Raw genomic sequence first — 25,005 nt, 5'->3', positions numbered from 1 at the left:
CCAGTCAGCCTGGCCATCAGGCAAGGCTGACCGGTTTGTTAATGCGCTTTACGCCAATTCAATATCACCAGCGTCAGCAGGCCGGCGACAATCCCCCAGAATGCCGAACCGATGGTGAATAGGGTCATGCCCGAGGCGGTGACCAAAAAGGTTATCAGCGCGGCTTCGCGTTCTTTCGGCTCGCTCATGGCCTGGGTCAGGCCGCCAATGATCGAGGCAAACAGTGCCAGTGCCGCAATCGACAGAATCAGTGCCTTGGGCAATGCGGCAAAGAGCGCCGCCAAGGTGGCGCCAAAAATACCGGCAATACCGTAGAACAGGCCACACCAGACGGCGGCGGTGTAACGCTTACTTGGGTCTTCATGGGCCTCAGGGCCTGCGCATATGGCTGCGCTGATCGCCGCCATATGAATGCCGTGGGAGCCGAAGGGGGCCAGCAATATGGAGCAGATCCCCGTGGTATTGAGCAGCGGGGAGGCGGGCACGTCATAGCCATTGGCCCGTAAAACCGCCATGCCCGGCAGGTTTTGTGAGGTCATCGCAACAATAAACAGCGGTATGCCGATACTGATCGCTGCAGCAAGCGAAAAGCTCGGCGTGGTCCATTGCGGCGTTGCCAGCTTGAGTTCGAAGTGATCAAAGTTGAGCAAGCCAAATACGCCAGCCAATACGCAGCCGACAATCAATGCTGCCAGAACTGCGTAGCGCGGCATCAAGCGTTTACCGAATAGATAGGCCAGCAACATGGCAACCACCAGCACAGGCTGCTGTTCGGCCGCTACACAGATCTCCAGGCCGATCTTAAACAGCACGCCTGCCAGCAATGCAGCAGCTATGGAGCAGGGTATACGCCGCATGATGCGGTCAAAACTGCCGGTCATGCCGCAGATCACGATCAGCGCCGAGCAGATGATATAGGCGCCGATAGCCTCGCTATAGGGCACACCCGGCAAGCTGCTGATCAAGAGTGCTGCACCTGGTGTCGACCAGGCGATCATGACTGGCGCGCGATAGCGCAGAGATAAGCCAATGCAGCACACAGCCATGCCAATCGATAGCGCCCAGATCCACGATGATATCTGGCCGTTGCTCAGCCCGGCGGCCTGGCCTGCCTGGAACATCAGCACCAGTGAGGAGGTATAGCCGGTGAGCATGGCGATAAAGCCTGCAACCACTGCGGACGGCGAACTGTCCGCCAGCGGGCGTAGTCGGGCCTGGCTCGCGTGTGCCATTACAAAGCTCCTTGAACGTCTGCAAATATTGGATAAAGCGATGCCGCGAGTAACAATGCCATGCTGATGTTGAATCCGCGCAGTACCATTGGGTTGTTCAACCACTTGCGCAGCAAGCTACCGGCCGCAGTCCAAAGCCCAACGCTGGGGCAGTTGACCAAGGCGAACAGCGCCGCGATCAGCAGCACATTCAGCTCGAAGTTTTCATGCGGGGTGTAGGTGGTGATTGCGCCAATGGCCATTACCCACGCCTTGGGGTTTATCCATTGAAATGCCGCCGCCTCGATAAAGCTAAATGGCTTGGTACCCAGGTTTTGCCCCTCGGGCGCACTGGCGTTAGCAATTTTCCAGGCCAGGTACAACAAATAGGCTGCGCCGGCAAAACGCAGGACGTTGTAGAGCATTGGTACCTGTTCAAATAACTGGCCCAACCCCAAGCCAACCGCAATCACCAGAATCATAAAGCCAATGCTGATACCAAACATGTGCGGCAAGCTGCGGCGTATACCAAAGTTCACTCCAGAGGCCAGCAGCATCATGTTATTCGGGCCGGGTGTAACCGAGGTAACGAAGGCAAAGGCGATAAATGCGACAAGCAGTTCGGCGTTCATGAGGCTCACTCGATAGGCAGATGCTCTGGGTGTGATCGCAGTCGCGCACCCTGGATATACAGAGCCTAAATCCTCAGCCTGATGCCGTCTCGGTACAGCGAGGTAGCAAAATCGCCGATACAGTCGCTGGGCCGGATAATTTCTAACGGTGTTTGGCAAGTGCCTGGTTAACCTGCATCCAGGCATTCATGGCGTCTTCCCCGGTATCGCCAAGTGCGCGTTGCAGCATCTTCGCCTGCTCGCGGCGCAGGGCCAGTTCCAGCTTGGCACCTTCTGCGGTGAAGGCCAGCAGGCGCTTGCGCTTGTCATCCACCGACGCCTGGCTTTCTACCAGGTGCATTTCAATCAGCTGACGCAGTGGGATGTTCAACGCCTGTTTGCTGACACCCAGGTAATTGAGCAGCTCTTTCATGCTCAAGCCTGGATACATGGCGATGAAAAACAGAATGCGGTGGTGCACGCGAGACAGTCCACGCCGCGCCAGCATTTCATCTGCCTTGGCAGTAAATGCCTGGTAGCCAAAGAAGAAAGCCTTCATGGCGGACTGCTGAGCGGCTAAGTTTTTAAGGTCAAACATATTGACGTATCTGCATGAGTGGGCGTAGTTTCGGTCAACAAGTTTGACTTACTTCCGACAAATAATCACCTGGTGTAAACGATGGCCTTCTCTGAACGTATTGCCCGCCTGAAAAGCTCTTTGATTCGTGAAATTCTCTCCGCGGCGCAGCGCCCTGAAGTGATGTCGTTTGCCGGAGGATTACCTGCAGAGCCGATGCTGCCGAAAGTCGATTGGGCGCAAATGCCAGCCAATATCGGCCAGTACGGAATGAGTGAGGGCGAGCCGGAGTTGCGTGAGGTGATCGCCGCAGAAGCCCGTGCCCTGGGGGTGCCCTGCGATGCCAGCCAGGTATTGATTGTCAGTGGCTCGCAGCAAACCCTGGACCTGGTCAGCAAGCTGTTTATCGATCCGGGGACCGAAGTACTGGTTGAGGCGCCAACCTACCTGGCTGCATTGCAGGCTTTCCAGTTATTTGGTGCTGATTGCATCGCCGTACCGCAGGAGGCCGATGGTCCGGAGCTCGCGGCTCTGCGCCAGCGTCTGGAAAAGCATAAGCCTGCATTCGCTTACTTGATTCCAACCTTCCAGAATCCATCGGCAGTCCGTTACAGCGAAGCCAAGCGTGATGCTGTTGCCGCATTACTCGACGAGTTTGGAGTAACCCTGATCGAGGATGAGCCCTATCGTGAGCTGGTGTTCGATGAGGGGAGCGCAACCCCGATTGTCAGCCGCTTGCAAAAGGCGAGCTGGGTCTACACCGGTACCGTATCCAAGACATTATTGCCGGGGCTGCGTGTGGGTTATCTGATCGCCACCCCAGATCTGTATCCGCATCTGTTGCGCCTGAAGCAGTCGGCTGACCTGCATACCAATCGCATTGGCCAATGGCAGGCGCTGCAGTGGCTGGGGAGCCAGCATTATCGTGATCACCTGGCGCAGTTACGTCAGTTCTATCGTTTACGTCGCGATGCCATGCAGGCCGCATTGCTCGAGCACTTTGCCGACCTGGCTGATTGGGAGATCCCGCAGGGCGGGTTGTTCTTCTGGCTGACACTCAAGCAGCCATTGGATACGCGTACTCTGCTGGGGCCTGCGCTGGCACAGAACATTGCCTTTATGCCGGGCGAGCCTTTCTTTATCGATCCGGACCAGAATCCTGGGCACCTGCGCTTGAATTTCAGTCACGTCGCGCCTGAGCGCTTGAGTGAAGGCTTACAGCGCCTGGCAGGAGTGATCCGTGTTGCGCAAGCAGAGGTGGCTGCTTGAGCCCGGTACAGGGCGACCATTGTTGATTCGTTATCAGCCATTGCGAGGCGTAGGCCTCGCACAAACAGGAGTAGGGCGATGTTGAAGGTCTATGGCGATTATCGTTCAGGCAACTGCTACAAAATCAAGTTACTGCTCAACCTGCTGGGCATGCCTTATGAGTGGATAGCCATTGATATCCTCAAGGGCGAAACGCAAACCGAGGCATTTCTGGCCAAGAATCCTAACGGCAAAATCCCGGTGCTTGAGCTTGAGGACGGCACCTGTCTTTGGGAGTCAAATGCGATTCTCAACTACCTTGCCGAAGGCAGCCGGTTCTTGCCGACGGAACCGCGCTTGCGTACCCAGGTGCTGCAATGGCAGTTTTTCGAGCAGTACAGCCATGAGCCAAGTATAGCCGTGGCGCGTTTTATCCAGCTGTATCTGAACATGCCTGAAGAGCGCTTGGCCGAATACCAGCGCTGCCATGTGCTCGGATACAAAGCGCTGAGAGTCATGGAAAAACAACTGCAAAACACGCCTTACCTGGTTGGTGAGCAATATTCAATCGCGGATATCGCGCTTTATGCATACACCCATGTGGCCCATGAAGGTGGCTTTGAATTGGGTGAGTTTCCTGCGATACGCCAATGGCTGGATCGGATTTCCAGCCAGCCTGGGCATGTCGACATGTTTGATTGACGCAATATGAAACCTGCTGGGGTTGGGCTTGCAGCTTTTTTGTTGGCATAATTCCAGCTGGTTTCACACTTCTGGCGTTGCACTGCTTACATGCACAAGATTCTGCGAGTATTGGTCGCCTGCCTGATGCTATTTGCACTGCCTGTGCAAAACATGGCAGTGATCAACATGCAAAACTGCTTGTCGCTTAGCCAGCTTTCAGTGTCCGAGTCGCCCCAGTGCCACAGCCTGGAGACCAATACAGGTGATACCGGGCACCAGTCCATCGCCAGCCAGCTTTGCATGCATTGTTCAATGTGCTTGAGCGCCGCCGCCCTGGCAGCCCCATTGCTGAAAACCCCGACAGTTATAGCGACCACCCTGGCTGTCCAGCCGAGCCCTCGGTTCATCGGCCACATAGGCGATCTGCCGAAGCGCCCGCCACGTAACGACCTCGTTTAATTCTCGCATTTGGTTTCGGCTCTAAAGAGCCGTTTATTGCCTTGCCCTGCATCTGCTGCAGGGCAGGATTTAATCGAGGTTTGATATGACTTTTAGCAAAACGCAGTTGGCCCTTGTATTGCTTTGCGGGGCGCTTGCCAGCCCTGTGCTATGGGCGGATGCCGATCATTCAGCGGCTGATCATTCGATGCATTCGCAACCTGAACAAATGCGCTGGGGAATTGCCGGGGATTCCAGCCAGGTGTCTCGTACGATTGATGTACGCATGGGCGACGACATGCGGTTTAAGCCAGGCACCCTGACATTCAAGAAAGGAGAGACGATACGGTTGATTTTGCACAATGATGGCAAGTTAATGCACGAGTATGTCCTTGGCACCAAGGAAACCCTTGATGAGCATGCGCAGATGATGCTCAAGCACCCAGGCATGGAGCATCACGCAGCCTATATGGCGCATGTTGCGCCTGGGCAAAGCGGTGAAATCATCTGGACTTTCAATCAGGCGGGGCGCTTTGACTTCGCATGCTTGATCGCCGGGCATTACCAGGCGGGAATGGTCGGCAGCATTGAAGTCAGTCCCTAGCAGGTCGGACGGCTAACTGTACTGGGCGGCGCGTCCTGAAAAGGCCGCGCCGTTTTGCTTATGCGGCGGCGAAGCGGTCCTGCAAGTAACTGGCAATAGCCTTGGACTCATAGAGCCAGGTACTTTGACCGTTCTCATCGATGCGCAGGCAAGGCACCTGTATTTTGCCTCCTTGCTCAAGCAGTTCACTGCGCGCCTGGGCATCGTTCTTGGCATCGCGCAACTGCAGGGGCACATTCAACTTGTGCAGGGTGCGCCGGGTCTTTACGCAAAACGGGCAGGCTCTGAACTGATACAGCGACAGGTTCGATGCAGCCTGGGCCACCGCCGCTTGAGCCTCTGGCGAACGCTGCATTTTGCGCGGGCGGGTGATGAAGTCAATAAAGATAATGATCTGGCCTAAGCCATTGCGTAGGGCTGAAATGAACATGGTTAAGCGTCCAGGGCGAAAATTTGCGGACCCGAATCTTACCTGAGTTTGCCTTGGCTGACTTGCCCAACCGCTCAATTGCACTGCATCTGGGTTAAAGCTTTGGCATAATCCGGCGCATAAACGCTCAAGATTGGTCTGTGATGAAGCCTGAAGATTTAAAGCTGCTGGTCACGCTGGAAATGCCTTTTGGCAAATATAAAGGCCGACTGATTGCCGACCTGCCTGGCCATTACCTCAATTGGTTTGCCCGTGAAGGCTTTCCCAAGGGGCAGATTGGTCAGTTGCTACAGCTGATGCAAGAGATTGACCACAATGGTTTGAGTGCATTACTGGAGCCCTTGCGCAGCAAGCCTCGTGAGCCACTGCGCTAGCGCCCGGCCTCGACCTTGGCGCAAGCTTTCCCAGGCTCAGGCCTGTTCCTCAGCAGCGCGTGCCAATGGGACAGTTCAAGCGTCAGTCTTGGACAGTGCACTCTTTGCCTGCTTCTTGCCGAGCTTGACGCCCTGTCTCATGCTCGCGATCACCACGCGTTGATAGAGAGCAGGCATCAAGCGTTGCATCCAGTCCATCGCATAGGCATCGGCGCCAATGAGTATTCGGCGTTTATTCTTCAGCACCCCCTTGATGATGACTTTTGCAGCATGCTCGGCCGTGCTGAGCATAAGCAGGTCATTGAACTGTTGGCGTGCCTGCTCGTTATCTTGCCCTGTCATGGCTTTTATGCCGGCATTCATTCTTGCGGTATTGGCGATATTTGTTTTTTTCCCCCCTGGATGAACACAGCTGGCAGATACGCCACAGTGGATCATGTCCAGTTCCTGGCGCAGTGCTTCGGTAAAGCCGCGCACAGCGAACTTGCTTGCGTTATAGGTGCTCATACCCGGTTGCGAGAAAATGCCGAAAATACTGGATAGGTTGATGACATGGCCGGTGCCCGAGGCTTTCAGGTGAGGCAGGAAGGCCTTGGTGCCGTTTACGACGCCCCAGAAGTTGATGTTCATGACCCATTCATAGTCGCTGTACTCATTGCCCTCGACCGTGCCGCTCTGGGCGACCCCGGCGTTATTGAAAATCGCATTGACCTTGCCAAAGGTCTCAACCACCTCGCTGGCCCAGGCATGCATGGCCTCACGGTCAGTAACGTCGACAACAGTGCTCTGAACCTTTACCCCCAGCCTGCGAGCTTGCTCAGCTGTTTCATCCAGGCCATGGGCATCTACATCAGACAACGCCAATGCACAGCCTTGGCGGGCGAGGCCGAAGGCGAGGGCGCGACCAATGCCCGAGGCGGCGCCGGTGATGGCTGCGACTTTATTCTCGAATGATTTCATGCAGAAGGCTCCCTGGCTGTTAAACAGTATTGCCTAGCACTTAATGCGCAGGCTGCTTGCGATTGAAGTGACAGGTTGTCGGCTCAAGATTGAGTCTCGGCCATGTAAATCCTGGCCTGGAATCGACCAGGACCATGCCGTCAAGCCCGAAAACCACGTTGCGCGGTATCGGGTCATCAGGGGCAGCGCCGATACCGAAGATGGCAGGCGGGAAAGCGTACAGGTGACGCGGAACGCCGCAGGCGCAGCCGGCTTCGATTTTGAAAGCCCGGATATCAGTCTCGCGCTGTTGTTTTAGGCCTGTTGCCATGCCAAGCCCATAGAAGCCACTGTCATTGATCGCCACTGCGTAGCGTTGAGCGGGTACTGATGCATTCACTGGCAGGTTCCATGGCCATCTGTTATTGGTTTTTTTACTGGCGCTTACGGCTGCTACTCAATGTAGACACTTGTATACTTGGCGGCAATATCAGCCTTGCCTGACCAGCTATAAGATGGGCCGGACATGGTGCCTGGAGGAGGCAAAAATGACTGTGTCGGGTAAACAGTTACTGCTTGAGGCGGCGTTGCGACTCACTGCAAACAACCGCAACCTCAAGAGCCTGGGCATACGCGAGCTGGCCCGCGAGGCAGGGCTGAACCCCAATACCTTCTACCGCCACTTCAGTGATATCGATGACCTGGGGCTGGCAGCCATTGATCAACTGGCCGCCAGATTGCGTCAGCCGCTGCGACATTTACGTTGGGAGGCTGCATGCCGTGCTGAAGAAGCCTCCCATGCCGACGGACCAGAATTGTTTGGTGTCAGCCTTGGCCGTGGGCGCAAGGTATGTCATCAGACTGTCGTGCTGTTTTTTGATTTTGTCGCAGATAACCCTCAGGCGATCATGTTGGGCGTTCGCGAGCTGCAAGGCCCATCTGCAGTACTGCGTGAGGCGCTGCACCTGATGATCTCGGGACTGGCGACGGACATGGCCGAGGATATTATCGAGCTTGAGCTACTGCCCAGGAGGGTCGATCCGCAAGCAATAGAACAGGTCGCCAGGTTGATTACCCGGAATTTGCTGCAGATGTCGCTCGATTACATCAATCAGCCTGAGCAGCGCGATTCAATTCGTGCTCTCGCCGAAGAACAGGTTGTCATGCTTTTTACAGGGGCCATGGCGCTGCATGAAGCAGGTCAGCTGAAACTGCCCGTTTGAACCCGCTTTGATGGGCAAGCCCGGCATGCACCGGGCGTTGCTCAAATTTGCTCAACTGTTGCGAGCCCCAGGCGTTTGCGCCAGTGCTGCACAAGTGTTTCGGTATCATATTGCAATGGATGAAAATCAGGTCGGTAGTACGCCAGGTAGGGCTTGATCAGTCGCGTTAAAAAGCCATGGCGCGGGCCCAACAAAATGCTTAGGCCTTTACCCCAGCTACGCCAATTGAACAGTTGGCCGTCCTTGCGCATCAGGTGCAACTGGAAGCCTCCAACCACCCAGAGAAAGCTGATGGTTACAATAACCATCGCCCAAATCCGGGTGAAGTAGCCACCCCCAATGGCCTTGTAGGTATCGTAAGCCACGGCCTTGTGTTCGTTTTCTTCGATGGCATGCCACATCCAAAGCTGGTAAAGCTTGGGGTCGTTCATTTGAGTGGTGAGGTCCTCGCGCTTGAGCAGTTGCTCGGCCATGGTGGCGGTAAAGTGCTCTAGCGCGCAGGTGGACGCCAGTTGCTGTTTTTTGCTGCTCCAGTGTTTCGACCACTCGAGCAAGGCTTTTACCCTTAGCTCAAGGCGCTGCAAATCAATGCCGTGCTCTGCGGCGTAATTGTTATAGGCCTTGTGCTCCTTGGAGTGCATGGCTTCTTGGCCAATAAAGGCGCTGATGTCTTTTTGCAGTTGCGGATCGTTAACGTGCTGGCGCCAGGCGCGTACGCTGTCGACAAAAAACTGTTCGCCGTAAGGGAAGAGTGAAGACAGATTGCTCATGAAGTGGCTCATGAAGGGGTCATCGGCAAACCAATACTTGCGGCTTTGAGCAAAGTTGAAATCCATACGTCTGACGGGGAAGCTGGCTATCGCGGAATGGTTGCTTGGCTGCATGACTGACTCCTTGGGCTGTGTATTGTGATCAGCGCCAAATCAGTAATGCAGGAGGCGGGGTGCTTGTGGAGGTCTATTCTGGCCAGTTGGCGTTTATTCTTGCCAACTTAAGTTCAGAGATGCTGTGCAGAATAGATTATGAGGTGCAAAGCAAAACGCCCGCTTTGGGGCTGCAAAAGCGGGCGTTTATCTGACAGGGAAGCAGGCTATTTTTCGTCGAGGGCGAAAGCCGTCAGGGCAAATGTCGGAATGCCTGCATCCACGAGTTTTTGCGAACCACCGAGTTCGGGCAAATCAATGATGGCAGCCGCTTCATAGATGCTCGCTCCCAGGCGACGGACCAGTTGTACGGCTGCCAGCAAGGTCCCGCCGGTGGCAATAAGGTCATCAAACATCAATACTTTATCGCCCTTGCCGAGGCTGTCGGCATGGATTTCGAGAAAGGCTTCGCCGTATTCGGTCTGGTAACCTTCGCTGATCACATCGGCCGGCAACTTGCCTTGTTTGCGAAACAGGACCAGCGGTTTGTTCAGCTCATAGGCGACGATCGAGCCAATCAGGAAACCGCGCGCATCCATCACGCCGATATGGCTGAAGTCTGCCTCGATATAGCGCTGAATAAAGCTGTCGATCACCATGCGCAAGGCTCGCGGCGACTGGAACAGTGGGGTGATATCGCGAAAAACCACGCCCGGCTTAGGGAAGTCCTGCACGGGGCGAATCAGGGTTTTAAGGCTGAACTCATCGAAAATCATGCTGCGTCCTGGGTAGATTGTCGCTTAATACTGGCGTTGGGCAGATCTGGTAAAGGGTGTAAGCGGCACTGGGAAAATGCGAAATGCCAATGGTGCATTGCATGGCTTCCCGACTCGGGGTTGCTTAGCTCTCGATATTACCGCCAGCGAGCTCGCACAGTTCGATTGGGGCAATGATGCGAACTTCCTTGCCTTCGGCTTCGAGCAGCTTGTTCTGCTGGAAGCGGGTGAACACCCGTGACACGGTTTCCACTGCCAGACCCAGGTAGTTGCCAATTTCATTGCGCGACATGGCCAGGCGAAACTGTTGAGACGAAAAGCCACGGGCGCGGAAGCGGGCCGACAAGTTGACCAGGAAAGTGGCAATGCGCTCATCAGCGTTTTTCTTCGACAACAGCAGCATCATTTGCTGATCGTCACGAATCTCGCGGCTCATGATGCGCATGAGTTGGCGGCGCAGCTGGGGCAGCTTGGCCGTGAGATCATCCAGGCGTTCAAAGGGAATCTCACAGACCGAGGTGGTTTCAAGCGCCAAGGCCGATACCGGGTAGGTTTCGCTGTCCATGCCGGAAAGCCCGACCAGTTCGCTCGGTAGATGGAAGCCGGTGATCTGCTCTTCGCCGGCGTCACTCAGGGTGAAGGTTTTTAATGCACCGGAACGCACGGCGAATACCGAGCCAAAGTTGTCGCCCTGGCGAAACAGGAACTCACCTTTTTTCAAGGGGCGACCGCGTTTTACGATTTCATCCAGCGCATCCATGTCTTCTAGGTTCAATGAAAGTGGCAGGCATAGGCTCGCCAGACTGCAATCCTTGCAGTGGGCTTGATGGGGCGTATGCGTCTTGATGATTCCGGTCATCGAAAAGTCCTAAGTCCTAGATGTTCGCGCTAAAGCCTCTAGATTACAGGAGCGCGGCTTATCCAGCCAGCAATTGGCTAGTTGACTATAAGTTCAAGTTTTGCAGCGAACGGCCGAAATAGCCACTAAGTCTTGCTGGGGAGAGAGGGGCGGCATATGCAGATTAAAACAACTGAGGCCAGCAGCTTTGCTCCCACAGCCTTGCATCTGTCGAATGTGACCGCGGGCAATGAGCAAGTAAAAGTTGGGGTCAGTACCGAGTCGGGCCCGGGGGGCGGTATACGGCTGAACCTTTCACAGGCGGGGAGTGTTCAGTCCGGGCAGGCTTCCAAAAACCAGGACATTGATGACAGCGACCTGCCGGACAACATCAAAAACACCCTGAAAATGATCCGCCAATTGCGTGCAGAGCTTGCAGCCAGGCAAGCGGAACTCGATGCTATCCTGGCAAGGCCCCCGAGTAGTGACTCTCAACGCGAGGCGAATGCCGTTTCCACTGAAATCGCCAGCCTGCAAGGGGCTATCAGCAGTGCTAACGCATCGCTGGTTTCGCAGATGCGCAAGCAAGACCTGAGCAGTGAACAGCTACTTAGCGTCGCCACCTTTATCGCGGGTTGAGCCTTTGCGGTAGCTGAGTGCTAGATCACCCGTGAAAAGCGTTGTTGGCTCTGTTCAGACAAATAGCTGTCAAACAGCATGCAGAGCGCTCGAACCAAGAGCCGGCCGCTGGGTAGTACGTTGATGCTTTGTTGCGTCAACTCGATCAGACCGTCCCTAGCCATTTGTTGCAGCCGTGGCCAGACATCGCTGAAATAGTGCTGGAAGTCGATCCCATAGCCGCGTTCGATATCAGCGAAATCCAGTTGGAAGTGACAGATTAATTGCTGGATCACTGCACGCCGGACAAGGTCGTCGGCATTGCAGTGAAGCCCTCGTTTGGTCGCGAGCTGGTCGTTACCGAGGGCTTGCTGGTAGAGGTTGAGGTCGCTGTTGTTTTGGCAGTAAAGGCCATCTACCTGGCTGATTGCGGAAACGCCAAGGCCAATCAGGTCGCAGTGCCCATGGGTGGTGTAGCCCTGGAAATTGCGTTGCAGCTTGCCTTCTTCCTGGGCGATTGCCAGTTCGTCATCGGGCAGGGCGAAGTGGTCCATGCCGATATAGCGATAGCCAGCAGCGCTTAGTTGAGCAATCGAGCTCTGCAGCATGCTTAGTTTGTCGGCACTGCTGGGCAAGTCGTGATCGGCAATGCGGCGCTGTGGCATGAAGCGTTCAGGCAGGTGGGCATAGTTGAACAACGATAAGCGGTCCGGCTGCATGGCGATAACCTCAGCCACGGTCTTGGCGAATCGTTCTGGTGTTTGCAGGGGCAAGCCATAGATCAGGTCGATATTGACCGAACGAAACTGCAGCGCGTGCGCCGCGTCGATAATGGCGCGGGTCTGTTCGACTGACTGCATGCGGTTGACGGCCCGCTGCACTTGCGGGTCGAGATCCTGCACGCCAAGGCTGATGCGGTTGAAACCGAGCTCGCGCAGCAGGCCCATGGTCGCCCAGTCGGCCTCACGCGGGTCAATCTCAATGCCATAGTCGCCTGAGTCGTCATCAAGCAAGGTAAACCATTTACGCAGGTCACCCATCAGGTTGCGCAGTTGATCATGACTGAGAAATGTGGGCGTACCACCACCAAAATGCAGTTGCTCGACTACCTGGCCGGGGGCGAGATGGCTACTGATCATCTCGATCTCGTGGCCCAGTGCTTGCAGATAGGGTTGAGCTCGATCTCGATTTTTGGTGATCACCTTGTTGCAGGCGCAGTAGTAGCAAATATTGGCGCAAAAAGGCACATGGACATAGAGCGATAATGGGCGCCCGGCATCACTGCTGGCACGTAGCGCACAGAGCAGGTCGAGGGGGCCAGTGTCACCATGGAACTGCATGGCCGTAGGGTAGGACGTATAGCGCGGGCCTGAGTGATCGTAGCGGCTGATCAGTTCGGGACTCCACTGGATGGCATCGAGCATAAATACGCTCTCGGTGGACGGAGAATGCAGTTGATTCTAGAACCGCCGAGTGACGCCGATGTTGATCTGGGTCATGACCAGGCCTGGCTTATGGGCAATATCTGGCGCAGTAGGCCATCATGGCCAAATCAGTGGCCCATCAGCCAGTGCTGGTGCGGTCCTGGAAGGGTCCAGATACCGAAGACAATGACCAGCAGGCCGCCCGCCACACGTACGCCCTTGGTCCGCAGGAAGCGATTGATGTGCTCAGCAGCCATGCCTGTCGCTATAAGTACCGGCAAGGTGCCCAAGCCAAATGCCAGCATCAGCGCCGCGCTATAGAGGGCATTGCCCTGGCTCGATGCCCAAAGCAAGGTGCTGTAGACCAGACCGCAGGGTAGCCAGCCCCACAAGCCACCGAGTATCAGAGCGCGCGGCATGCTGTCGACTGGCATAAAACGTCGGGTAAGCGGCTGAATATAGCGCCACAGGCCACGCCCCAGCGCTTCGATGCGGGTCAGCCCGCTCCACCAGCCAGCCAGGTACAGGCCCATGCAAATCAGCAAGATGCCAGCAGCCACGCGCAACAACATGGCTGCGGGGCTGGAGGCCACTGCGACCCCTGCCAGGCCAATCAACAGGCCAGCGACTGTATAGCTGCTGATTCGGCCCAGATTGTAGGCGAGCATGAATCTGAAGCGCTTGCTGCGCTGTTCAGGGGGGATGGCGAGGGACAGCGCGCTCATCAGTCCGCCACACATCCCCAGGCAGTGACCACCACCGAGCAAGCCAAGAATCATCGCGGAAATGAGCAGTGGCGCCAGCTCAAGCATCCGACTGATCCTTTGATGCAGGCGTCTGGGCTTCGTCCACGCCAGCCTTATGCATGGGGTCTTCATCGTCGAACAGAATGCTATGGGCCGGTCCGTCCAGGTCACCATACTGGCCGCTATCAACTGCCCAGAAAAACACCCAAATCGCGATTGCGACCAGGATCAGGGCAATGGGAATCAATATGTATAACGCTGGCATGGTGACTCCGTGCAGCAAACTTGCGGGTTAATGCCGGGCAAGGCGTAAGGCGTTCAATACCACGAGTAGCGAGCTGATGGACATGCCGACCGCCGCCCACAAAGGTGTTATCAGGCCCAATGCAGCAAAGGGCAGGACCAGGCTATTGTACAGTGCGGCCCAGATCAGGTTTTCAATGATGATGCGGCGGGTGCGCCTTGCCAGTTTGAATGCATCGACCAAGCTGCCCAGTCGATTCGACAAGAGCACCGCATCAGCGCTGGTTTTGGCCAGGTCGGTGGCGCTGCCCATGGCAACGCTTATGTCCGCGCCAGCCAGTACCGGTACATCGTTAACCCCGTCGCCAAGCATCAGCACGCGTCGGCCTTGTTGATGCAGGACCTTGAGAGCTGCCAGTTTGTCATCGGGCGTCAGGCCGCCCCGGGCATCCTCGATACCCAGTTGCCTGGCAATTTGTGCAACCACCGGTGAGCTGTCGCCCGACAACAGCAATACCTGCCAACCACGGGCCTTGCAGCTGGTTATCAGTTCCTGGGCATCCGCGCGCAGACGATCATCGAGCACAAACCAGGCCAGCGGGCCTTGCTGGTCGCCAAGCAATAGCCATTGGCCGCTTTCGCCGGGAATGGCAGGCGCCGGTTTACCGCTCAGGGCGCAGACAAATGCAGCCTGGCCAATGCGCAATTGCCGACCCTCGATAGTGCCGTGCAGGCCCTGACCAGGGAAACTGTCGACTTGATCTGCGGCCTGAGTGGCGCGGCCAAAGGCTTTGGCTATGGGGTGTTCGGAGCGATTTTCCAGTGCTGCCGCGAGCGCCAGGCAAGCGTCGCTGTCGAGTGCACCAAGTGGGTGGATGGCGCTGAGCGTCAGCTTGCCTTCAGTCAGGGTGCCTGTCTTGTCGAATATAACCGTATCGATCTGGTTGAGGCCTTCAAGCACGTGGCCGCGGGTCAGCAAGACGCCAAGTGAGTGCAAGGTGCCGGTTGCGGCGGTAAGGGCCGTGGGTGTGGCCAATGCCAGTGCGCAGGGACAGGTGGCGACGAGGAGGGCAAGCACCACCCAGAATGCGCGTGATGGATCAATTTGCCACCAGATGACGCCAACCACAGTAGCCGCCAGCAACAGGAACAACAGAAACCACTGCGAGACCTGATCTGCCAGCTCTGCCAGACGCGGCTTGTCGGTTTGCGCGCGCTCCAGCAGCCGCACTATTGCTGATAGGCGTGTGGCATCGCCCAGTGCCTGGACTTCTACGACGAGGGGACCTTCGACATTGAGGGTGCCAGCTGTTACCTGGTCACCTTCAACGCGAGGCTGTGGCAAATATTCGCCGGTCAGCACCGATTCATCGACACTCGACTGGCCACTGAGGATGCAGCCGTCGGCAGGCATCAGCGCGCCCGGTTGAACCAACACCTGTTCGCCAAGCCGCAGTTCGCTGAGCAGGATGCGCTGCGTTTGGCCTTGCTCATTGAGGCGCAAGCAGGATGCAGGCAGCAGGTTGACCAACTGAGCGGTCGCCGCAGCCGTGCGTTCGCGGGCGCGGCGTTCGAGATAACGACCGGCAAGTAAAAAGAATGCAAACATGCCCACGGCATCGAAATACAGCTCGCCGGTGCCGGTGATTGCAGACCAGATCCCTGCGACATAAGCGCCGCCAATCGCCAGTGAAACCGAAAGGTCCATGGTCAGGTGCCGGGTACGCAGATCACGCAGCGCGCCACGGAAGAACTGCCCACAGCAATAGAAGATGATCGGGGTGGTCAAAAACAGGCTGACCCAGCGCAAGATCATGTGCAGCTCAGGGCTGAGGTCGATATTGAACTCTGGCCAGGTGGCCATGGTCGCCATCATTACTTGAAACCAGAGCAGGCCGGCAAGTCCGAGCTGGCGCATGGCCCTGCGGTTTTCCGTGGCCAGTTTCTGTGCAGCCTCGTCGGCTTGCCAAGGGTGGCCGGCATAACCAATTTTGCGCAGTTCAGTGAGTAACTGGCTGAGCGCGACCTGGCTGTCTATCCAACTGACATTAAGCCGGTGGTTGGATAGATTGAGCCGCGCATCGTTTACGCCGGGCAGGGCGCGAAGGTGTTTTTCGATCAGCCAGCCACAGGCCGCGCAATTGATCCCCTCGATGAGCAGCCAGGTCTCGCTGGTTTCGCCCTGATGCTGCACGAAAGGCTCTTGCACTTCGGCACGGTCAAACAGCTGGAGTTCGTCAGGCAACGCCTGCGGCAAGTCCTGCGGGTTGCTGGCTGATTCGCTGCGATGCTTGTAATAGTGCTCCAGCCCGCCTGCCACAATTGCCTCGGCCACTGCCTGGCAGCCAGGGCAGCACATGTCCCGGCGTTCCCCGAGAATTTCGGCAAAGAAGCGGCTGCCAGCAGGGACTGGTAAGCCGCAGTGATAGCAAGGGTTTGGACTGGCCATTAATCAACTATCTTGATGCAGGTACAGGTGGCTTATGGAGAGCCAGCCAGGCGGGGCGGCGCAGTTTTTGCGCCGCACAAGATCGGGTTACTTGTCGTCACCGAGGCGGATTGTCTTGCCGGATTCGAGCACTTCTTCCTCAAATACGCGCCAGTCCTTGCCACCTTCGCGGCCGATCAACTCGACAAAGCGACGGCCTTGCACCGCGTCTTCAAGGTTGCCGGTGTAGTTGCCGTCACCTCTGGCTTGCATGGTGATGTGACGGTCACGCTCGGGTTGCGTCGGCGAGATCACATTGAGCTTGAGTACGGCGGGCCCAGTAAGCCCTTTGAGTTGCATATCAACCACGCCGGTTTCATTGTTGAAGGTGATGTTGGCGCTGACCTTGAGCTGTTTTGCCAGGTTCTCGCGATCCAATGACTGGTTGATGCCCTTGCCGACTTCATAATAATTATCGGAAATCAGCCCTGGCGGATTGTTGATTGAGAAAATCAGCATGGAACCGCCCTGGACGACAGACAAACTTAGCAGGCCAATGATGAACCATGGCCAGAATTGTTTGTACCACGGGGCGACTGTTGTTTCTTCGGTCATTGATTTGCCTGCAGCTTAGCGAATGCTGGGGCCGTTGAAGCGGCTGTCAGCGTTGGTGTTGATACTGTTGTCTTCGAGTGCCTGCACATGGAACATGATCTTATTGGCGCTGGACGGCAGCTTCTCAGGCTCAATAGAAAGTCCAACCGGTACTGAAAGCACCTCGCCGGCTGCGGCCTTGACCTGGTTCGTACCTTCGAACTCCAGGCCTTCAATGCCGTCGGCGCTGATGCTGTATGTCATATCATGCTGGGCTTTGTTCATGATTTTCAGGGTGTAGACGTTTTCAATGTGGCCATCCTGGTTTTCACGGAACATAACCCGGTCCTTGATCACATCAAGGCCTACCAGCGGGCGGTTGGTAACAGCCCAGGCGAAAACGCTCATCATGGCCACCAGGGCGACGGCGTAGCCTATCAGGCGAGGGCGCAACAAGTGGGTTTTCTGGCCGGAAAGATTGTGTTCAGTTGTGTAGCTGATCAAGCCCTTGGGGTAATCCATTTTCTCCATGATGCTGTCGCAGGCGTCGATGCATGCGGCGCAGCCGATGCACTCGAGCTGCAGACCATCACGGATATCAATGCCGGTAGGACAGACCTGCACGCACATGTGGCAGTCGATACAATCGCCCAACCCCTGGGCTTTGTAGTCAGCGCCTTTTTTACGTGGGCCACGACCTTCACCGCGACGTGGATCGTAAGACACTATCAGGGTGTCGGCGTCGAACATCACACTCTGGAAGCGCGCATAGGGGCACATGTAGATGCACACCTGTTCGCGCAGCCAACCAGCGTTGCCATAGGTGGCAACCGTGAAGAAACCAACCCAGAACAAGGCCCAGCCACTTGCATCTAGGGTGAAGAGGTCGGGAATCAACTCGCGAATTGGGCTGAAGTAGCCGACGAAGGTGACGGCTGTTGCCAGTGATACACCGATCCAGATGCTGTGCTTGGCCAGTTTGCGCAAGAACTTCTCTGCGCTCATCGGTGCTTTGTCGAGCTTCATGCGTTTGTTGCGGTCACCCTCGGTGACTTTCTCACCCCACATGAAAATCCAGGTGAACACGCTTTGCGGGCAGGTATAGCCGCACCATACGCGGCCAGCAAATACGGTAATAAAAAATAAACCGAAGGCGCAAATGATCAACAGTGCTGAAAGCAGCACAAAATCTTGCGGCCAGAAGGTTGAGCCAAAAATATAAAATTTGCGTTCTGGCAGGTTCCACCAGACGGCTTGACGACCATCCCAGTTGAGCCAGACGGTGCCGAAATACACGAGGAACAGAAACGCACCGCCAACCCTGCGCAGGTTGCGGAAAACGCCGGAAAAGGCGCGGGTGTAGATTTTTTCAGCGCTGGCGTAAAGATCAGTCGATGACTGTACTTTCGCGGCAGGAGGGGTGATGTTCTTAACTGGAATCTGGCTCATCAGATCGTCCCAAGCGGTTAAATGGGGTGCCGCAGTCGATACGTGCCGACCGTGGTCATTCTAATAACGCTATGGTACGCCTGAGGCTCTTGCCACCGGGTGCGACTGACCGTCGCGCCCCGGTGGGCAAGAAGGTATTACTCTGCTGCTGGCTTGTGCGACAGGCTGTACACATAGGCTGCTAGCAAGTGGACCTTATCGTTGCCGAGGAAGTCTTTTTGCGTAGGCATTCTGCCGTGACGGCCATAACGAATGGTTTGCTGCAACTGAGCGTAGCTGGTGCCGTAGATGAACGCTGCCGGATCAGTCAGGTTAGGCGCGCCCATGGCTGGAGTGCCTTTACCGTCTGCACCGTGGCAGGCGAAACATGTCGTGCTGAAGATTTTTTGCCCTGCAGCGATATCCGCTTCAGTGCCTTCAGGCAATTTACGGCCGGCCAGTTCGGTCAGGACATAAGCCGCTACGTTATGCACGCCGTCTTCGCCAATGATTGGCAAGTGGGCAGGCATCGCACCTTCACGACCTTCCATGATGGTGGTCTTGATGGTCTCAGGCTCGCCGCCCCAACGCCATTCAGTGTCAGTCAGGTTAGGGAAGCCGTAGGCGCCCTTGGCATCTGAACCGTGGCAAACCGAGCAGTGCGAAGCAAACAGGCGACCGCCCATTTTCAACGCCTTGTCGTCCTTGGCCACTTCTTCAATTGGCATTGCTGCGTACTTGGCGTAGATCGGGCCATATTTGGCATCAGCCTTGGCCATCTCTTTTTCCCACTGGTGAACACCAGTCCAGCCACCATTACGCTCTTCGCCACCTGCGATCTCTACGTTGGTAGCGAAAGGGGTCTTGGCCTCATTGTCGAGGTACTCAAAGCCTGGCAGCAGGCCTTTCCAGTTACCCAGGCCCGGGTAAAGGGCGAGGTAGCCGAGGGCGAAAACGATGGTGGCGACGAACAACATGAACCACCACTTAGGCAGTGGGTTGTCATATTCCTCAATGCCATCAAAGGCGTGGCCTACGGTTTCGTTGGTCACCTCGTCGTTTGTTTGCCCTTTGCGCGTACCGAAGATCAGCCACGTCAAGGCAAAAATAGTGCCGAGTGAAAGTATTGTTACGTACCAACTCCAGAAAGTGGTCATTGGTTATTGCTCCTGGAAGATTGCTCGTCACGCTCGCTTGGTTTCGGCTCGTCGGCAAAAGGCAGGTTGGCAGCTTCGTCAAAATCTGACTTGCGCCTGCTGCTATATGCCCATAGCAACAGACCCAAGAAGGCGATGAATACGACTGCTGTGCCTATACCGCGAATAGTCCCGATTTCCATCGTGCGTTACCGTTTGCTCGTGATAGAGGTGCCAAGAACCTGCAGGTACGCAATGATGGCGTCCATTTCGGTTTTGCCTTTAACAGCTTCTTTGGCCCCAGCGATATCTTCATCGGTGTAAGGCACGCCGAAACCACGCATGACTTCCATCTTTTTCGCAGTGTCCTTACCGTCGAGCTTCTTCTCAACCAGGAACGGGAATGCCGGCATGATCGACTCAGGCACTACGTTGCGTGGGTTATACAGGTGGGCACGCTGCCACTCATCCGAGTAGCGACCGCCAACACGGGCCAGATCGGGACCGGTACGCTTGGAGCCCCACAGGAATGGGTGATCCCAGACGCTCTCACCGGCAACCGAGTAGTGACCGTAGCGCTCTGTTTCAGCACGGAACGGACGGATCATTTGCGAGTGGCAACCGACGCAGCCGTTGGCGATGTATACATCACGGCCTTCGAGTTCCAGAGCAGTGTAGGGCTTGAGGCCTTCAACCGGCTCGTTGGTGACGTCCTGGAAAAACAACGGGACGATTTGGGTGAGGCCGCCGATGCTGACGCATAGCACCATCAACAGGGCCATCAAGCCAATATTTTTCTCGATGATTTCGTGTTTCATCAGTGAGCTACTCCGGCAGGAATCATTGCCGCGGCGTCATACTCGGACGGCTTGGCGGCACGCACGGTGCGGTAGGTGTTGTAAGCCATCAGCAACATACCAAGGACGAAGAACCCGCCACCAATTGCGCGAACTACATAGCCAGGGTGGCTTGCTTGCAGGGCTTCAACGAACGAGTAGGTCAGGGTGCCGTCCTCGTTCACTGCACGCCACATCAGGCCCTGGGTGATACCGTTTACCCACATCGAGGCGATGTACAGAACGGTGCCGATGGTAGCCAACCAGAAGTGGGCATTGATCAGGCCGACGCTGTGCATCTGCTCGCGACCGAAGACTTTCGGGATCAGGTGGTACAGCGAACCGATGGAGATCATCGCAACCCAGCCGAGCGCACCAGCGTGAACGTGGCCGATGGTCCAGTCAGTGTAGTGGGACAGGGCGTTGACGGTCTTGATAGCCATCATCGGGCCTTCGAAGGTCGACATGCCGTAGAACGCCAGCGAAACCACCAGGAAGCGCAGGATAGGGTCGGTGCGCAGCTTATGCCAGGCGCCTGACAGGCTCATCATGCCGTTGATCATGCCGCCCCAGCTTGGCGCCAGCAGGATGACCGACATGGCCATGCCGAGGGACTGGGCCCAGTCCGGCAGTGCGGTGTAGTGCAGGTGGTGTGGGCCGGCCCAGATGTACAGGGTGATCAGTGCCCAGAAATGCACGATAGACAGGCGGTACGAGTAGATTGGACGCTCAGCCTGCTTGGGTACGAAGTAGTACATCATGCCCAGGAAGCCGGTGGTCAGGAAGAAACCTACGGCGTTGTGGCCGTACCACCATTGGATCATGGCATCTGTTGCACCCGAGTACATCGAATACGACTTGAACATGCTCACAGGCATTTCTGCACTGTTTACGATGTGCAGCATTGCCGTAACCAGGATGAATGCACCGTAGAACCAGTTGCCGACGTAGATGTGCTTAGGCTTGCGCTTGACAATAGTGCCGAAGAACAGAACCGCATAAGCGACCCAGACGATACCCAGAAGGATGTCGATTGGCCATTCCAGTTCTGCGTACTCTTTAGAGCTGGTAAAGCCCAGCGGCAGAGTAATAACTGCGGCAACAATAACTGCTTGCCAACCCCAGAAGACAAAAGATGCCAAGGAGTCAGAAATCAGACGTACCTGACTGGTGCGCTGCACCACATAAAGTGAAGTTGCCATTAGCGCGCATCCGCCAAAAGCGAAAATCACCGCGTTAGTGTGCAGAGGACGTAAACGACCAAAGGTCGTCCATTCCAAGCCAAAGTTGAGTTCAGGCCACACGAGTTGTGAAGCGATGAAAACGCCTAGGCCCATGCCAATGACCCCCCAAATTACCGTCATGACGGCGAATTGGCGGACCACCTTGTAGTTATAAGCAGTCGGACTGATTGCTGTGCTCATTGCTGGGGTTCCACGGTTAATGGATTTTTTAGGGATAAAAATCGGCGGCAAGTATGTATAAAGCAGTAAGGCATTGCAACGATACATGCCGTCACGATCAGGGTCTAAAGGCATTTAAAAAGCATTTTGAGCATTTCAAAAACGCTTTATTAACAGCACTCTAGACCAATTTGCTGTTAAGCAAAGATGGGGATCGCCTTATGCTTTGTGCAGCGTGGCGAATGCCAACAAGATTAGCTCATGTCCACAGTCTTGGGTGCCACTGGTCGACAGGGTGCGACTTCAGGTCGCACTTTTGTTTTTGCCAGGTTACCCCAATATCGCCACGCCGCCAGCCAATCACAACGCGCCTGTATCCGCAAGCCATGCTTTCAAGCAGATGGCGGGGCGCGTTGCTTTCGAGGCAGCAGTATTGGCGATACGAACTTGCCTGGTTGCAGACAGGGCCATTAGGTTATCTCCTGGATAAATATAGGCAGCGCTACAGGGCCAAATGCCGGTAACGTCAATGCCAGTGATTAGAGGTGTGAAGGTGAAGCCGAGTATGGGTAAAGCAACGCTGGCGGGTGTTGATCAAGATCAATCTTGCGCTGCAGGCCGAAGTCCGGAACTGCTTTGGGATAAACCCCAGGGTGCCTGTCATGCAACCTTGATTCTTGCCCATGGTGCAGGAGCGCCCATGGACAGTGAGTTTATGCAGCAGGTCAGCCAATGGCTGGTGGAGCGTGGCATTGCGGTGGTGCGGTTTGAGTTTGCCTATATGGCGGCAAGGCGTAATGACGGTAAGCGGCGCCCACCGAACCCGCAAACCCAGTTGCTAGAACAGTGGCGTAGCATTTATGCCGAGATACGCCGGCAGGCACAAGGCCCTGTTGTCATTGGCGGTAAATCCATGGGCGGGCGTATGGCTAGCCTCTTGGTCGATGAGTTAGGCGCTGCTGGCTTGGTCTGTCTTGGTTATCCGTTTTATGCCCCTGGCAAGCCCGAAAAGCCCAGAACTGCACATCTTGCAGGCCTGCAAACGCGGACGTTGATTGTTCAGGGCGAGCGGGATGCCTTGGGTGACCGGCAGGCGGTCGAGGGGTATGACTTGTCACCGGCGATTAGCTTGAAGTGGCTGGAGACTGCGGATCATGACCTCAAGCCGCTTAAACGTTCAGGATTTACCCATTTGCAGCACCTGGAGTCTGCCGCAGATGAAATGGCTTCATTTATAAATGCCCTGATAGCTGCTTAATTGGCCTTGTTGCGAGCCAGCCAGCTAGTCGTGATGGCAGTGACAATGCTGAAGCTTGCGGCAAGTGCCGCGATCCAGCCAAAAAACCATAGTTTCCCTGCGAAGTCATCTTCGGCATAAGAGGCTGCGAACTGGGTTTTGCCATAGGTTGTAATGGCAATGCTGATCACCAGCAGGGTGGTAAATGTGATCAGCTGTTGAGCCAGGCGCTGTTTGGCTAAAGCGGCCATAACGCTCATCACCAGGCCCGCGCCAATTGCAAAATACGCGATTTTCATTCCCCAAAACGGATGCGCCCCCAGTGCTTGTGCGCCACCAAAGCCAACAAAGCCAACCCCCCCCGCCATTGCAATGGCAGCCCCACCGAGGGTCGAAAGATTAAAGCGAGTGTGGTTGCTGTTGGCAGTTTGGCTAAGCATGTTGGGTCCTTAGGTGATCGGGGTTCGCACATGCATCGAATCTCGCAAGTGCGTTGATCTACTGAGGGCCGAGCCTGCTAAAAATTACACAATTAATCGGTTTGATAGAGTTCTAGCGGCAATCCATCCGGATCGCTAAAGAATGTGAAGTAGCGCTGGGTGTAGGGATCGATGCGGATCGGCTCAACACGGATGCCTTGTTGCTCAAGTCGTGCTTTGACTTGGGCGATATCCTCGACCTCGAATGCCAGATGGCGCAGGCCCTGGGCTTCCGGATATGAGGGGCGCGCAGGTGCATTGGGAAAGGAGAAAAGCTCTATTTGCGAGCCGTCAGTCAAAGCCAGGTCGAGCTTGTAGGATTGGCGCGCTTGTCGGTAATGCTCGGCAATGACCTGCAAGCCGAGAATTTCAGTATAGAAATGTTTCGAGCGTGGATAGTCCGAGCAAATAATGGCTACATGGTGGATGCGTTTTAACATGGAAGGCCGTGCTCAACAGGCATAGGATTCATGCCTGTTTGGCAGGTTGAGGTCTGGCGGGTTTCACTGTGTCGCAAGACCCAGGGTTATTCGGATGAGGTCATCAATGCGGACATTTGTGGGGTGTCGGCAAACTGCGAGAACCGATCCTTGAATGCGTTCACCGCTTGCTGCTGGTTGTCGATAATGCACATTGAGGTCAGCGGGTGGGCCGTGGTGCATTGCTCGGGTAATGAACCTATGCCGCAATAGCGCTGACCATACCAGGCGAGGTTGGGGCTTTGTTGCACGCAGCCGTAGGAGAGGTCACCTATATAGTTGATTGCGCCATTGCTTACACTGAATGTCAGCGGTCGGCTGTAGGTGCCAAGCCAGGCTTTGCTCGGGCCGATGGCGGACACCGAATAAGTACCGGCAGGTAGCCACATCGAGAACTCCGAGGCGTTCGCATCGGTGATGGTGTAGGTGCTGCCGCTCAAGGTATCGCGAAATTGGATATCTGCACCGGCATAGGCGGCATCATCAATCGAACCGACGATTATGCCGGCATTTTGCAGGTTGAATTTTTCATCGTTGGTGACTGTGTATTCGGGCGAGGGTAGTGTTGTGCAACCGGCAATTACCGAACCCATGCATGCCAAGAGTAGAGGGGTTGAACTGAGCTTCATGCCGACACCTGATCCTGATGTAGGTTGCAGCGTATTGTCTACGCCATTGATTTCCTTGGTGTACAGTTGCGCTGCAATCGCATGTTGTGCAAATGCACGTCCTAGATGGATTAAATGTAGGGTAGGTTTTGCATTCAATCAACTACGAAGAGCTTGGCGCCTGACTGTGTCGAAGAACGATGGGGTTCAGCATTGTCAGCGACCTGATAGCTCATCCCGGGCTTGAGGGTGAAGCTGCGCCCATCAGCCAGCTCGGTGTGCAATTGGCCCTCCAGGCAGAACAGCACATGGCCCTTGCTACACCAGTGATCAGCCAGGTAACCCGCCGAGTATTCGACGATGCGTACGCGAATATCGCCAAACTGGGCGGTGCGCCAGGTGGCGCTGCCGGTTTCGCCTGGATGTTGCGTTGGTTCAATGCTTGCCCAGTCGGTGGTCACAAAGGGGAGGTTGCTGATATTCATCGCGCGATCCTGGGTTTTGATTGAAAGCCGCGATGATGCCGCTGT

Annotated in this window: 31 protein-coding genes; 8 read left to right on the top strand and 23 right to left on the bottom strand. The window is 55.7% G+C overall.

Annotated features, from left to right (window positions below; translation table 11 throughout):
* Window positions 1–38: 38 nt before the first annotated feature.
* The 3 genes from PSES9_RS0120535 to PSES9_RS0120525 form a co-directional block, all read right to left on the bottom strand.
* Window positions 39–1,232 (bottom strand): benzoate/H(+) symporter BenE family transporter, encoded by a 1,194-nt coding sequence (locus PSES9_RS0120535; RefSeq protein WP_010490169.1) that lies wholly within the window; start codon window positions 1,230–1,232, stop codon window positions 39–41.
* Window positions 1,232–1,843, bottom strand: coding sequence for a LysE family translocator (locus tag PSES9_RS0120530; RefSeq protein ID WP_010490167.1), 612 nt, complete (start codon window positions 1,841–1,843; stop codon window positions 1,232–1,234). Before PSES9_RS0120530 ends, PSES9_RS0120535 begins: the two co-directional genes overlap by 1 nt.
* Window positions 1,844–1,985: 142 nt before the next feature.
* Window positions 1,986–2,420, bottom strand: coding sequence for a MarR family winged helix-turn-helix transcriptional regulator (locus tag PSES9_RS0120525; protein WP_010490165.1), 435 nt, complete (start codon window positions 2,418–2,420; stop codon window positions 1,986–1,988).
* Between the two features lie 81 nt (window positions 2,421–2,501).
* Between PSES9_RS0120525 and PSES9_RS0120520 the strand changes: the two genes are divergently transcribed.
* The 4 genes from PSES9_RS0120520 to PSES9_RS0120505 all read left to right on the top strand — a co-directional run bounded on the left by PSES9_RS0120520 (window position 2,502) and on the right by PSES9_RS0120505 (window position 5,373).
* Window positions 2,502–3,668, top strand: a complete 1,167-nt coding sequence (locus PSES9_RS0120520) for an aminotransferase-like domain-containing protein (RefSeq protein ID WP_010490163.1) — start codon at window positions 2,502–2,504, stop codon at window positions 3,666–3,668.
* Window positions 3,669–3,746: 78 nt separating this feature from the next.
* The gene (locus PSES9_RS0120515; protein ID WP_010490160.1) at window positions 3,747–4,349 is read left to right on the top strand and encodes a glutathione S-transferase family protein; all 603 of its coding nucleotides are present in this window, start codon (window positions 3,747–3,749) and stop codon (window positions 4,347–4,349) included.
* Between the two features lie 90 nt (window positions 4,350–4,439).
* The gene (locus PSES9_RS0120510) at window positions 4,440–4,790 is read left to right on the top strand and encodes a hypothetical protein (protein WP_010490158.1); all 351 of its coding nucleotides are present in this window, start codon (window positions 4,440–4,442) and stop codon (window positions 4,788–4,790) included.
* Window positions 4,791–4,875: 85 nt separating this feature from the next.
* A complete protein-coding gene (locus PSES9_RS0120505; protein ID WP_010490156.1) occupies window positions 4,876–5,373 on the top strand; it encodes a cupredoxin domain-containing protein in 498 nt (165 codons plus the stop codon).
* Between the two features lie 58 nt (window positions 5,374–5,431).
* Here the strand turns inward: PSES9_RS0120505 and PSES9_RS0120500 are convergent, their stop codons facing one another.
* Window positions 5,432–5,803, bottom strand: a complete 372-nt coding sequence (locus PSES9_RS0120500; protein ID WP_010490154.1) for a glutaredoxin family protein — start codon at window positions 5,801–5,803, stop codon at window positions 5,432–5,434.
* 143 nt (window positions 5,804–5,946) lie between these two features.
* Here PSES9_RS0120500 and PSES9_RS0120495 point away from each other — a divergent pair, with 143 nt between their 5' ends.
* On the top strand, window positions 5,947–6,177 hold the full coding sequence (locus tag PSES9_RS0120495; protein ID WP_010490152.1) for a DUF3820 family protein: 231 nt from the start codon (window positions 5,947–5,949) through the stop codon (window positions 6,175–6,177).
* Between the two features lie 75 nt (window positions 6,178–6,252).
* On the opposite strand, the gene PSES9_RS0120490 is transcribed toward PSES9_RS0120495, so the two are convergent.
* Entirely contained in the window at window positions 6,253–7,137 is an 885-nt protein-coding gene (locus tag PSES9_RS0120490; protein WP_010490150.1) for an SDR family NAD(P)-dependent oxidoreductase, read from the bottom strand.
* A 40-nt stretch (window positions 7,138–7,177) separates the two neighbouring features.
* Window positions 7,178–7,516 (bottom strand): hypothetical protein, encoded by a 339-nt coding sequence (locus PSES9_RS0120485; protein WP_010490148.1) that lies wholly within the window; start codon window positions 7,514–7,516, stop codon window positions 7,178–7,180.
* A gap of 148 nt (window positions 7,517–7,664) precedes the next feature.
* Between PSES9_RS0120485 and PSES9_RS0120480 the strand changes: the two genes are divergently transcribed.
* Entirely contained in the window at window positions 7,665–8,339 is a 675-nt protein-coding gene (locus PSES9_RS0120480; protein WP_010490146.1) for a TetR family transcriptional regulator, read from the top strand.
* A gap of 41 nt (window positions 8,340–8,380) precedes the next feature.
* On the opposite strand, the gene PSES9_RS0120475 is transcribed toward PSES9_RS0120480, so the two are convergent.
* From PSES9_RS0120475 to fnr, 3 genes are all read right to left on the bottom strand, one after another.
* Window positions 8,381–9,223 (bottom strand): metal-dependent hydrolase, encoded by an 843-nt coding sequence (locus tag PSES9_RS0120475; RefSeq protein WP_010490144.1) that lies wholly within the window; start codon window positions 9,221–9,223, stop codon window positions 8,381–8,383.
* A gap of 206 nt (window positions 9,224–9,429) precedes the next feature.
* Window positions 9,430–9,978: an adenine phosphoribosyltransferase gene (locus PSES9_RS0120465; RefSeq protein WP_010490142.1), complete on the bottom strand. Its 549-nt coding sequence runs from the start codon at window positions 9,976–9,978 to the stop codon at window positions 9,430–9,432.
* A 124-nt stretch (window positions 9,979–10,102) separates the two neighbouring features.
* A complete protein-coding gene (gene fnr / locus PSES9_RS0120460) occupies window positions 10,103–10,837 on the bottom strand; it encodes a fumarate/nitrate reduction transcriptional regulator Fnr (RefSeq protein WP_010490140.1) in 735 nt (244 codons plus the stop codon).
* Window positions 10,838–10,993: 156 nt separating this feature from the next.
* Here fnr and PSES9_RS0120455 point away from each other — a divergent pair, with 156 nt between their 5' ends.
* Window positions 10,994–11,455, top strand: coding sequence for a hypothetical protein (locus PSES9_RS0120455; protein ID WP_010490139.1), 462 nt, complete (start codon window positions 10,994–10,996; stop codon window positions 11,453–11,455).
* A 20-nt stretch (window positions 11,456–11,475) separates the two neighbouring features.
* On the opposite strand, the gene hemN is transcribed toward PSES9_RS0120455, so the two are convergent.
* The 10 genes from hemN to ccoN form a co-directional block, all read right to left on the bottom strand.
* Entirely contained in the window at window positions 11,476–12,858 is a 1,383-nt protein-coding gene (gene hemN / locus PSES9_RS0120450; protein ID WP_010490138.1) for an oxygen-independent coproporphyrinogen III oxidase, read from the bottom strand.
* Window positions 12,859–12,986: 128 nt separating this feature from the next.
* The gene (locus PSES9_RS0120445) at window positions 12,987–13,670 is read right to left on the bottom strand and encodes a sulfite exporter TauE/SafE family protein (RefSeq protein WP_010490137.1); all 684 of its coding nucleotides are present in this window, start codon (window positions 13,668–13,670) and stop codon (window positions 12,987–12,989) included.
* Window positions 13,663–13,869, bottom strand: coding sequence for a cbb3-type cytochrome oxidase assembly protein CcoS (ccoS, locus tag PSES9_RS0120440; RefSeq protein WP_010490136.1), 207 nt, complete (start codon window positions 13,867–13,869; stop codon window positions 13,663–13,665). The genes PSES9_RS0120445 and ccoS overlap by 8 nt, the downstream gene beginning before the upstream one ends.
* Window positions 13,870–13,896: 27 nt before the next feature.
* A complete protein-coding gene (locus tag PSES9_RS0120435; RefSeq protein ID WP_010490135.1) occupies window positions 13,897–16,296 on the bottom strand; it encodes a heavy metal translocating P-type ATPase in 2,400 nt (799 codons plus the stop codon).
* Window positions 16,297–16,383: 87 nt separating this feature from the next.
* A complete protein-coding gene (locus tag PSES9_RS0120430) occupies window positions 16,384–16,890 on the bottom strand; it encodes a FixH family protein (RefSeq protein WP_010490134.1) in 507 nt (168 codons plus the stop codon).
* A gap of 15 nt (window positions 16,891–16,905) precedes the next feature.
* Window positions 16,906–18,321 (bottom strand): cytochrome c oxidase accessory protein CcoG, encoded by a 1,416-nt coding sequence (ccoG, locus tag PSES9_RS0120425; protein ID WP_085987599.1) that lies wholly within the window; start codon window positions 18,319–18,321, stop codon window positions 16,906–16,908.
* A gap of 134 nt (window positions 18,322–18,455) precedes the next feature.
* Window positions 18,456–19,454 carry a cytochrome-c oxidase, cbb3-type subunit III gene (ccoP, locus tag PSES9_RS0120420; RefSeq protein WP_010490130.1) on the bottom strand — a complete coding sequence of 333 codons (999 nt, stop codon included), beginning with the start codon at window positions 19,452–19,454 and terminating at the stop codon, window positions 18,456–18,458.
* Complete coding sequence (locus PSES9_RS0120415) at window positions 19,451–19,636, bottom strand: CcoQ/FixQ family Cbb3-type cytochrome c oxidase assembly chaperone (RefSeq protein WP_010490127.1); 186 nt, start codon at window positions 19,634–19,636, stop codon at window positions 19,451–19,453. The genes ccoP and PSES9_RS0120415 overlap by 4 nt, the downstream gene beginning before the upstream one ends.
* Window positions 19,637–19,642: 6 nt before the next feature.
* A complete protein-coding gene (gene ccoO / locus PSES9_RS0120410; protein WP_010490125.1) occupies window positions 19,643–20,251 on the bottom strand; it encodes a cytochrome-c oxidase, cbb3-type subunit II in 609 nt (202 codons plus the stop codon).
* On the bottom strand, window positions 20,251–21,693 hold the full coding sequence (ccoN, locus tag PSES9_RS0120405; RefSeq protein WP_010490123.1) for a cytochrome-c oxidase, cbb3-type subunit I: 1,443 nt from the start codon (window positions 21,691–21,693) through the stop codon (window positions 20,251–20,253). The genes ccoO and ccoN overlap by 1 nt, the downstream gene beginning before the upstream one ends.
* Before the next feature lie 544 nt (window positions 21,694–22,237).
* Between ccoN and PSES9_RS0120395 the strand changes: the two genes are divergently transcribed.
* A complete protein-coding gene (locus tag PSES9_RS0120395) occupies window positions 22,238–22,930 on the top strand; it encodes an alpha/beta family hydrolase (RefSeq protein ID WP_010490121.1) in 693 nt (230 codons plus the stop codon).
* Here PSES9_RS0120395 and PSES9_RS23990 read toward each other — a convergent pair.
* From PSES9_RS23990 to PSES9_RS0120375, 4 genes are all read right to left on the bottom strand, one after another.
* Window positions 22,927–23,349, bottom strand: a complete 423-nt coding sequence (locus PSES9_RS23990; protein WP_010490120.1) for a hypothetical protein — start codon at window positions 23,347–23,349, stop codon at window positions 22,927–22,929. The two genes, PSES9_RS0120395 and PSES9_RS23990, sit on opposite strands and share 4 nt — an antisense overlap.
* 92 nt (window positions 23,350–23,441) lie before the next feature.
* Window positions 23,442–23,828: an SMU1112c/YaeR family gloxylase I-like metalloprotein gene (gene gloA2, locus PSES9_RS0120385; protein WP_010490117.1), complete on the bottom strand. Its 387-nt coding sequence runs from the start codon at window positions 23,826–23,828 to the stop codon at window positions 23,442–23,444.
* Window positions 23,829–23,914: 86 nt separating this feature from the next.
* Window positions 23,915–24,496, bottom strand: coding sequence for a hypothetical protein (locus PSES9_RS0120380; protein ID WP_010490115.1), 582 nt, complete (start codon window positions 24,494–24,496; stop codon window positions 23,915–23,917).
* 134 nt (window positions 24,497–24,630) lie between these two features.
* A complete protein-coding gene (locus PSES9_RS0120375; protein WP_010490113.1) occupies window positions 24,631–24,960 on the bottom strand; it encodes a DHCW motif cupin fold protein in 330 nt (109 codons plus the stop codon).
* Between the last annotated feature and the right edge of the window lie 45 nt (window positions 24,961–25,005).

The organism is Pseudomonas sp. S9 (genome assembly GCF_000222125.1).
Lineage (GTDB): Bacteria > Pseudomonadota > Gammaproteobacteria > Pseudomonadales > Pseudomonadaceae > Aquipseudomonas > Aquipseudomonas segetis.
The sequence above is the reverse complement of the archived record's forward strand: the minus strand, read 5'-3'. Positions and strand labels throughout refer to the sequence as shown.

What these genes read in the sequence shown, in the direction of transcription:
- PSES9_RS0120535 (WP_010490169.1), bottom strand. Translation starts at nt 1,232, where the DNA reads ATGGCACACGCGAGCCAGGCCCGACTACGCCCGCTGGCGGACAGTTCG.
- PSES9_RS0120530 (WP_010490167.1), bottom strand. Translation starts at nt 1,843, where the DNA reads ATGAACGCCGAACTGCTTGTCGCATTTATCGCCTTTGCCTTCGTTACC.
- PSES9_RS0120525 (WP_010490165.1), bottom strand. Translation starts at nt 2,420, where the DNA reads ATGTTTGACCTTAAAAACTTAGCCGCTCAGCAGTCCGCCATGAAGGCT.
- PSES9_RS0120520 (WP_010490163.1), top strand. Translation starts at nt 2,502, where the DNA reads ATGGCCTTCTCTGAACGTATTGCCCGCCTGAAAAGCTCTTTGATTCGT.
- PSES9_RS0120515 (WP_010490160.1), top strand. Translation starts at nt 3,747, where the DNA reads ATGTTGAAGGTCTATGGCGATTATCGTTCAGGCAACTGCTACAAAATC.
- PSES9_RS0120510 (WP_010490158.1), top strand. Translation starts at nt 4,440, where the DNA reads ATGCACAAGATTCTGCGAGTATTGGTCGCCTGCCTGATGCTATTTGCA.
- PSES9_RS0120505 (WP_010490156.1), top strand. Translation starts at nt 4,876, where the DNA reads ATGACTTTTAGCAAAACGCAGTTGGCCCTTGTATTGCTTTGCGGGGCG.
- PSES9_RS0120500 (WP_010490154.1), bottom strand. Translation starts at nt 5,803, where the DNA reads ATGTTCATTTCAGCCCTACGCAATGGCTTAGGCCAGATCATTATCTTT.
- PSES9_RS0120495 (WP_010490152.1), top strand. Translation starts at nt 5,947, where the DNA reads ATGAAGCCTGAAGATTTAAAGCTGCTGGTCACGCTGGAAATGCCTTTT.
- PSES9_RS0120490 (WP_010490150.1), bottom strand. Translation starts at nt 7,137, where the DNA reads ATGAAATCATTCGAGAATAAAGTCGCAGCCATCACCGGCGCCGCCTCG.
- PSES9_RS0120480 (WP_010490146.1), top strand. Translation starts at nt 7,665, where the DNA reads ATGACTGTGTCGGGTAAACAGTTACTGCTTGAGGCGGCGTTGCGACTC.
- PSES9_RS0120475 (WP_010490144.1), bottom strand. Translation starts at nt 9,223, where the DNA reads ATGCAGCCAAGCAACCATTCCGCGATAGCCAGCTTCCCCGTCAGACGT.
- PSES9_RS0120465 (WP_010490142.1), bottom strand. Translation starts at nt 9,978, where the DNA reads ATGATTTTCGATGAGTTCAGCCTTAAAACCCTGATTCGCCCCGTGCAG.
- fnr (WP_010490140.1), bottom strand. Translation starts at nt 10,837, where the DNA reads ATGACCGGAATCATCAAGACGCATACGCCCCATCAAGCCCACTGCAAG.
- PSES9_RS0120455 (WP_010490139.1), top strand. Translation starts at nt 10,994, where the DNA reads ATGCAGATTAAAACAACTGAGGCCAGCAGCTTTGCTCCCACAGCCTTG.
- hemN (WP_010490138.1), bottom strand. Translation starts at nt 12,858, where the DNA reads ATGCTCGATGCCATCCAGTGGAGTCCCGAACTGATCAGCCGCTACGAT.
- PSES9_RS0120445 (WP_010490137.1), bottom strand. Translation starts at nt 13,670, where the DNA reads ATGCTTGAGCTGGCGCCACTGCTCATTTCCGCGATGATTCTTGGCTTG.
- ccoS (WP_010490136.1), bottom strand. Translation starts at nt 13,869, where the DNA reads ATGCCAGCGTTATACATATTGATTCCCATTGCCCTGATCCTGGTCGCA.
- PSES9_RS0120435 (WP_010490135.1), bottom strand. Translation starts at nt 16,296, where the DNA reads ATGGCCAGTCCAAACCCTTGCTATCACTGCGGCTTACCAGTCCCTGCT.
- PSES9_RS0120430 (WP_010490134.1), bottom strand. Translation starts at nt 16,890, where the DNA reads ATGACCGAAGAAACAACAGTCGCCCCGTGGTACAAACAATTCTGGCCA.
- ccoP (WP_010490130.1), bottom strand. Translation starts at nt 19,454, where the DNA reads ATGACCACTTTCTGGAGTTGGTACGTAACAATACTTTCACTCGGCACT.
- PSES9_RS0120415 (WP_010490127.1), bottom strand. Translation starts at nt 19,636, where the DNA reads ATGGAAATCGGGACTATTCGCGGTATAGGCACAGCAGTCGTATTCATC.
- ccoO (WP_010490125.1), bottom strand. Translation starts at nt 20,251, where the DNA reads ATGAAACACGAAATCATCGAGAAAAATATTGGCTTGATGGCCCTGTTG.
- ccoN (WP_010490123.1), bottom strand. Translation starts at nt 21,693, where the DNA reads ATGAGCACAGCAATCAGTCCGACTGCTTATAACTACAAGGTGGTCCGC.
- PSES9_RS0120395 (WP_010490121.1), top strand. Translation starts at nt 22,238, where the DNA reads ATGGGTAAAGCAACGCTGGCGGGTGTTGATCAAGATCAATCTTGCGCT.
- PSES9_RS23990 (WP_010490120.1), bottom strand. Translation starts at nt 23,349, where the DNA reads ATGCTTAGCCAAACTGCCAACAGCAACCACACTCGCTTTAATCTTTCG.
- gloA2 (WP_010490117.1), bottom strand. Translation starts at nt 23,828, where the DNA reads ATGTTAAAACGCATCCACCATGTAGCCATTATTTGCTCGGACTATCCA.
- PSES9_RS0120380 (WP_010490115.1), bottom strand. Translation starts at nt 24,496, where the DNA reads ATGAAGCTCAGTTCAACCCCTCTACTCTTGGCATGCATGGGTTCGGTA.
- PSES9_RS0120375 (WP_010490113.1), bottom strand. Translation starts at nt 24,960, where the DNA reads ATGAATATCAGCAACCTCCCCTTTGTGACCACCGACTGGGCAAGCATT.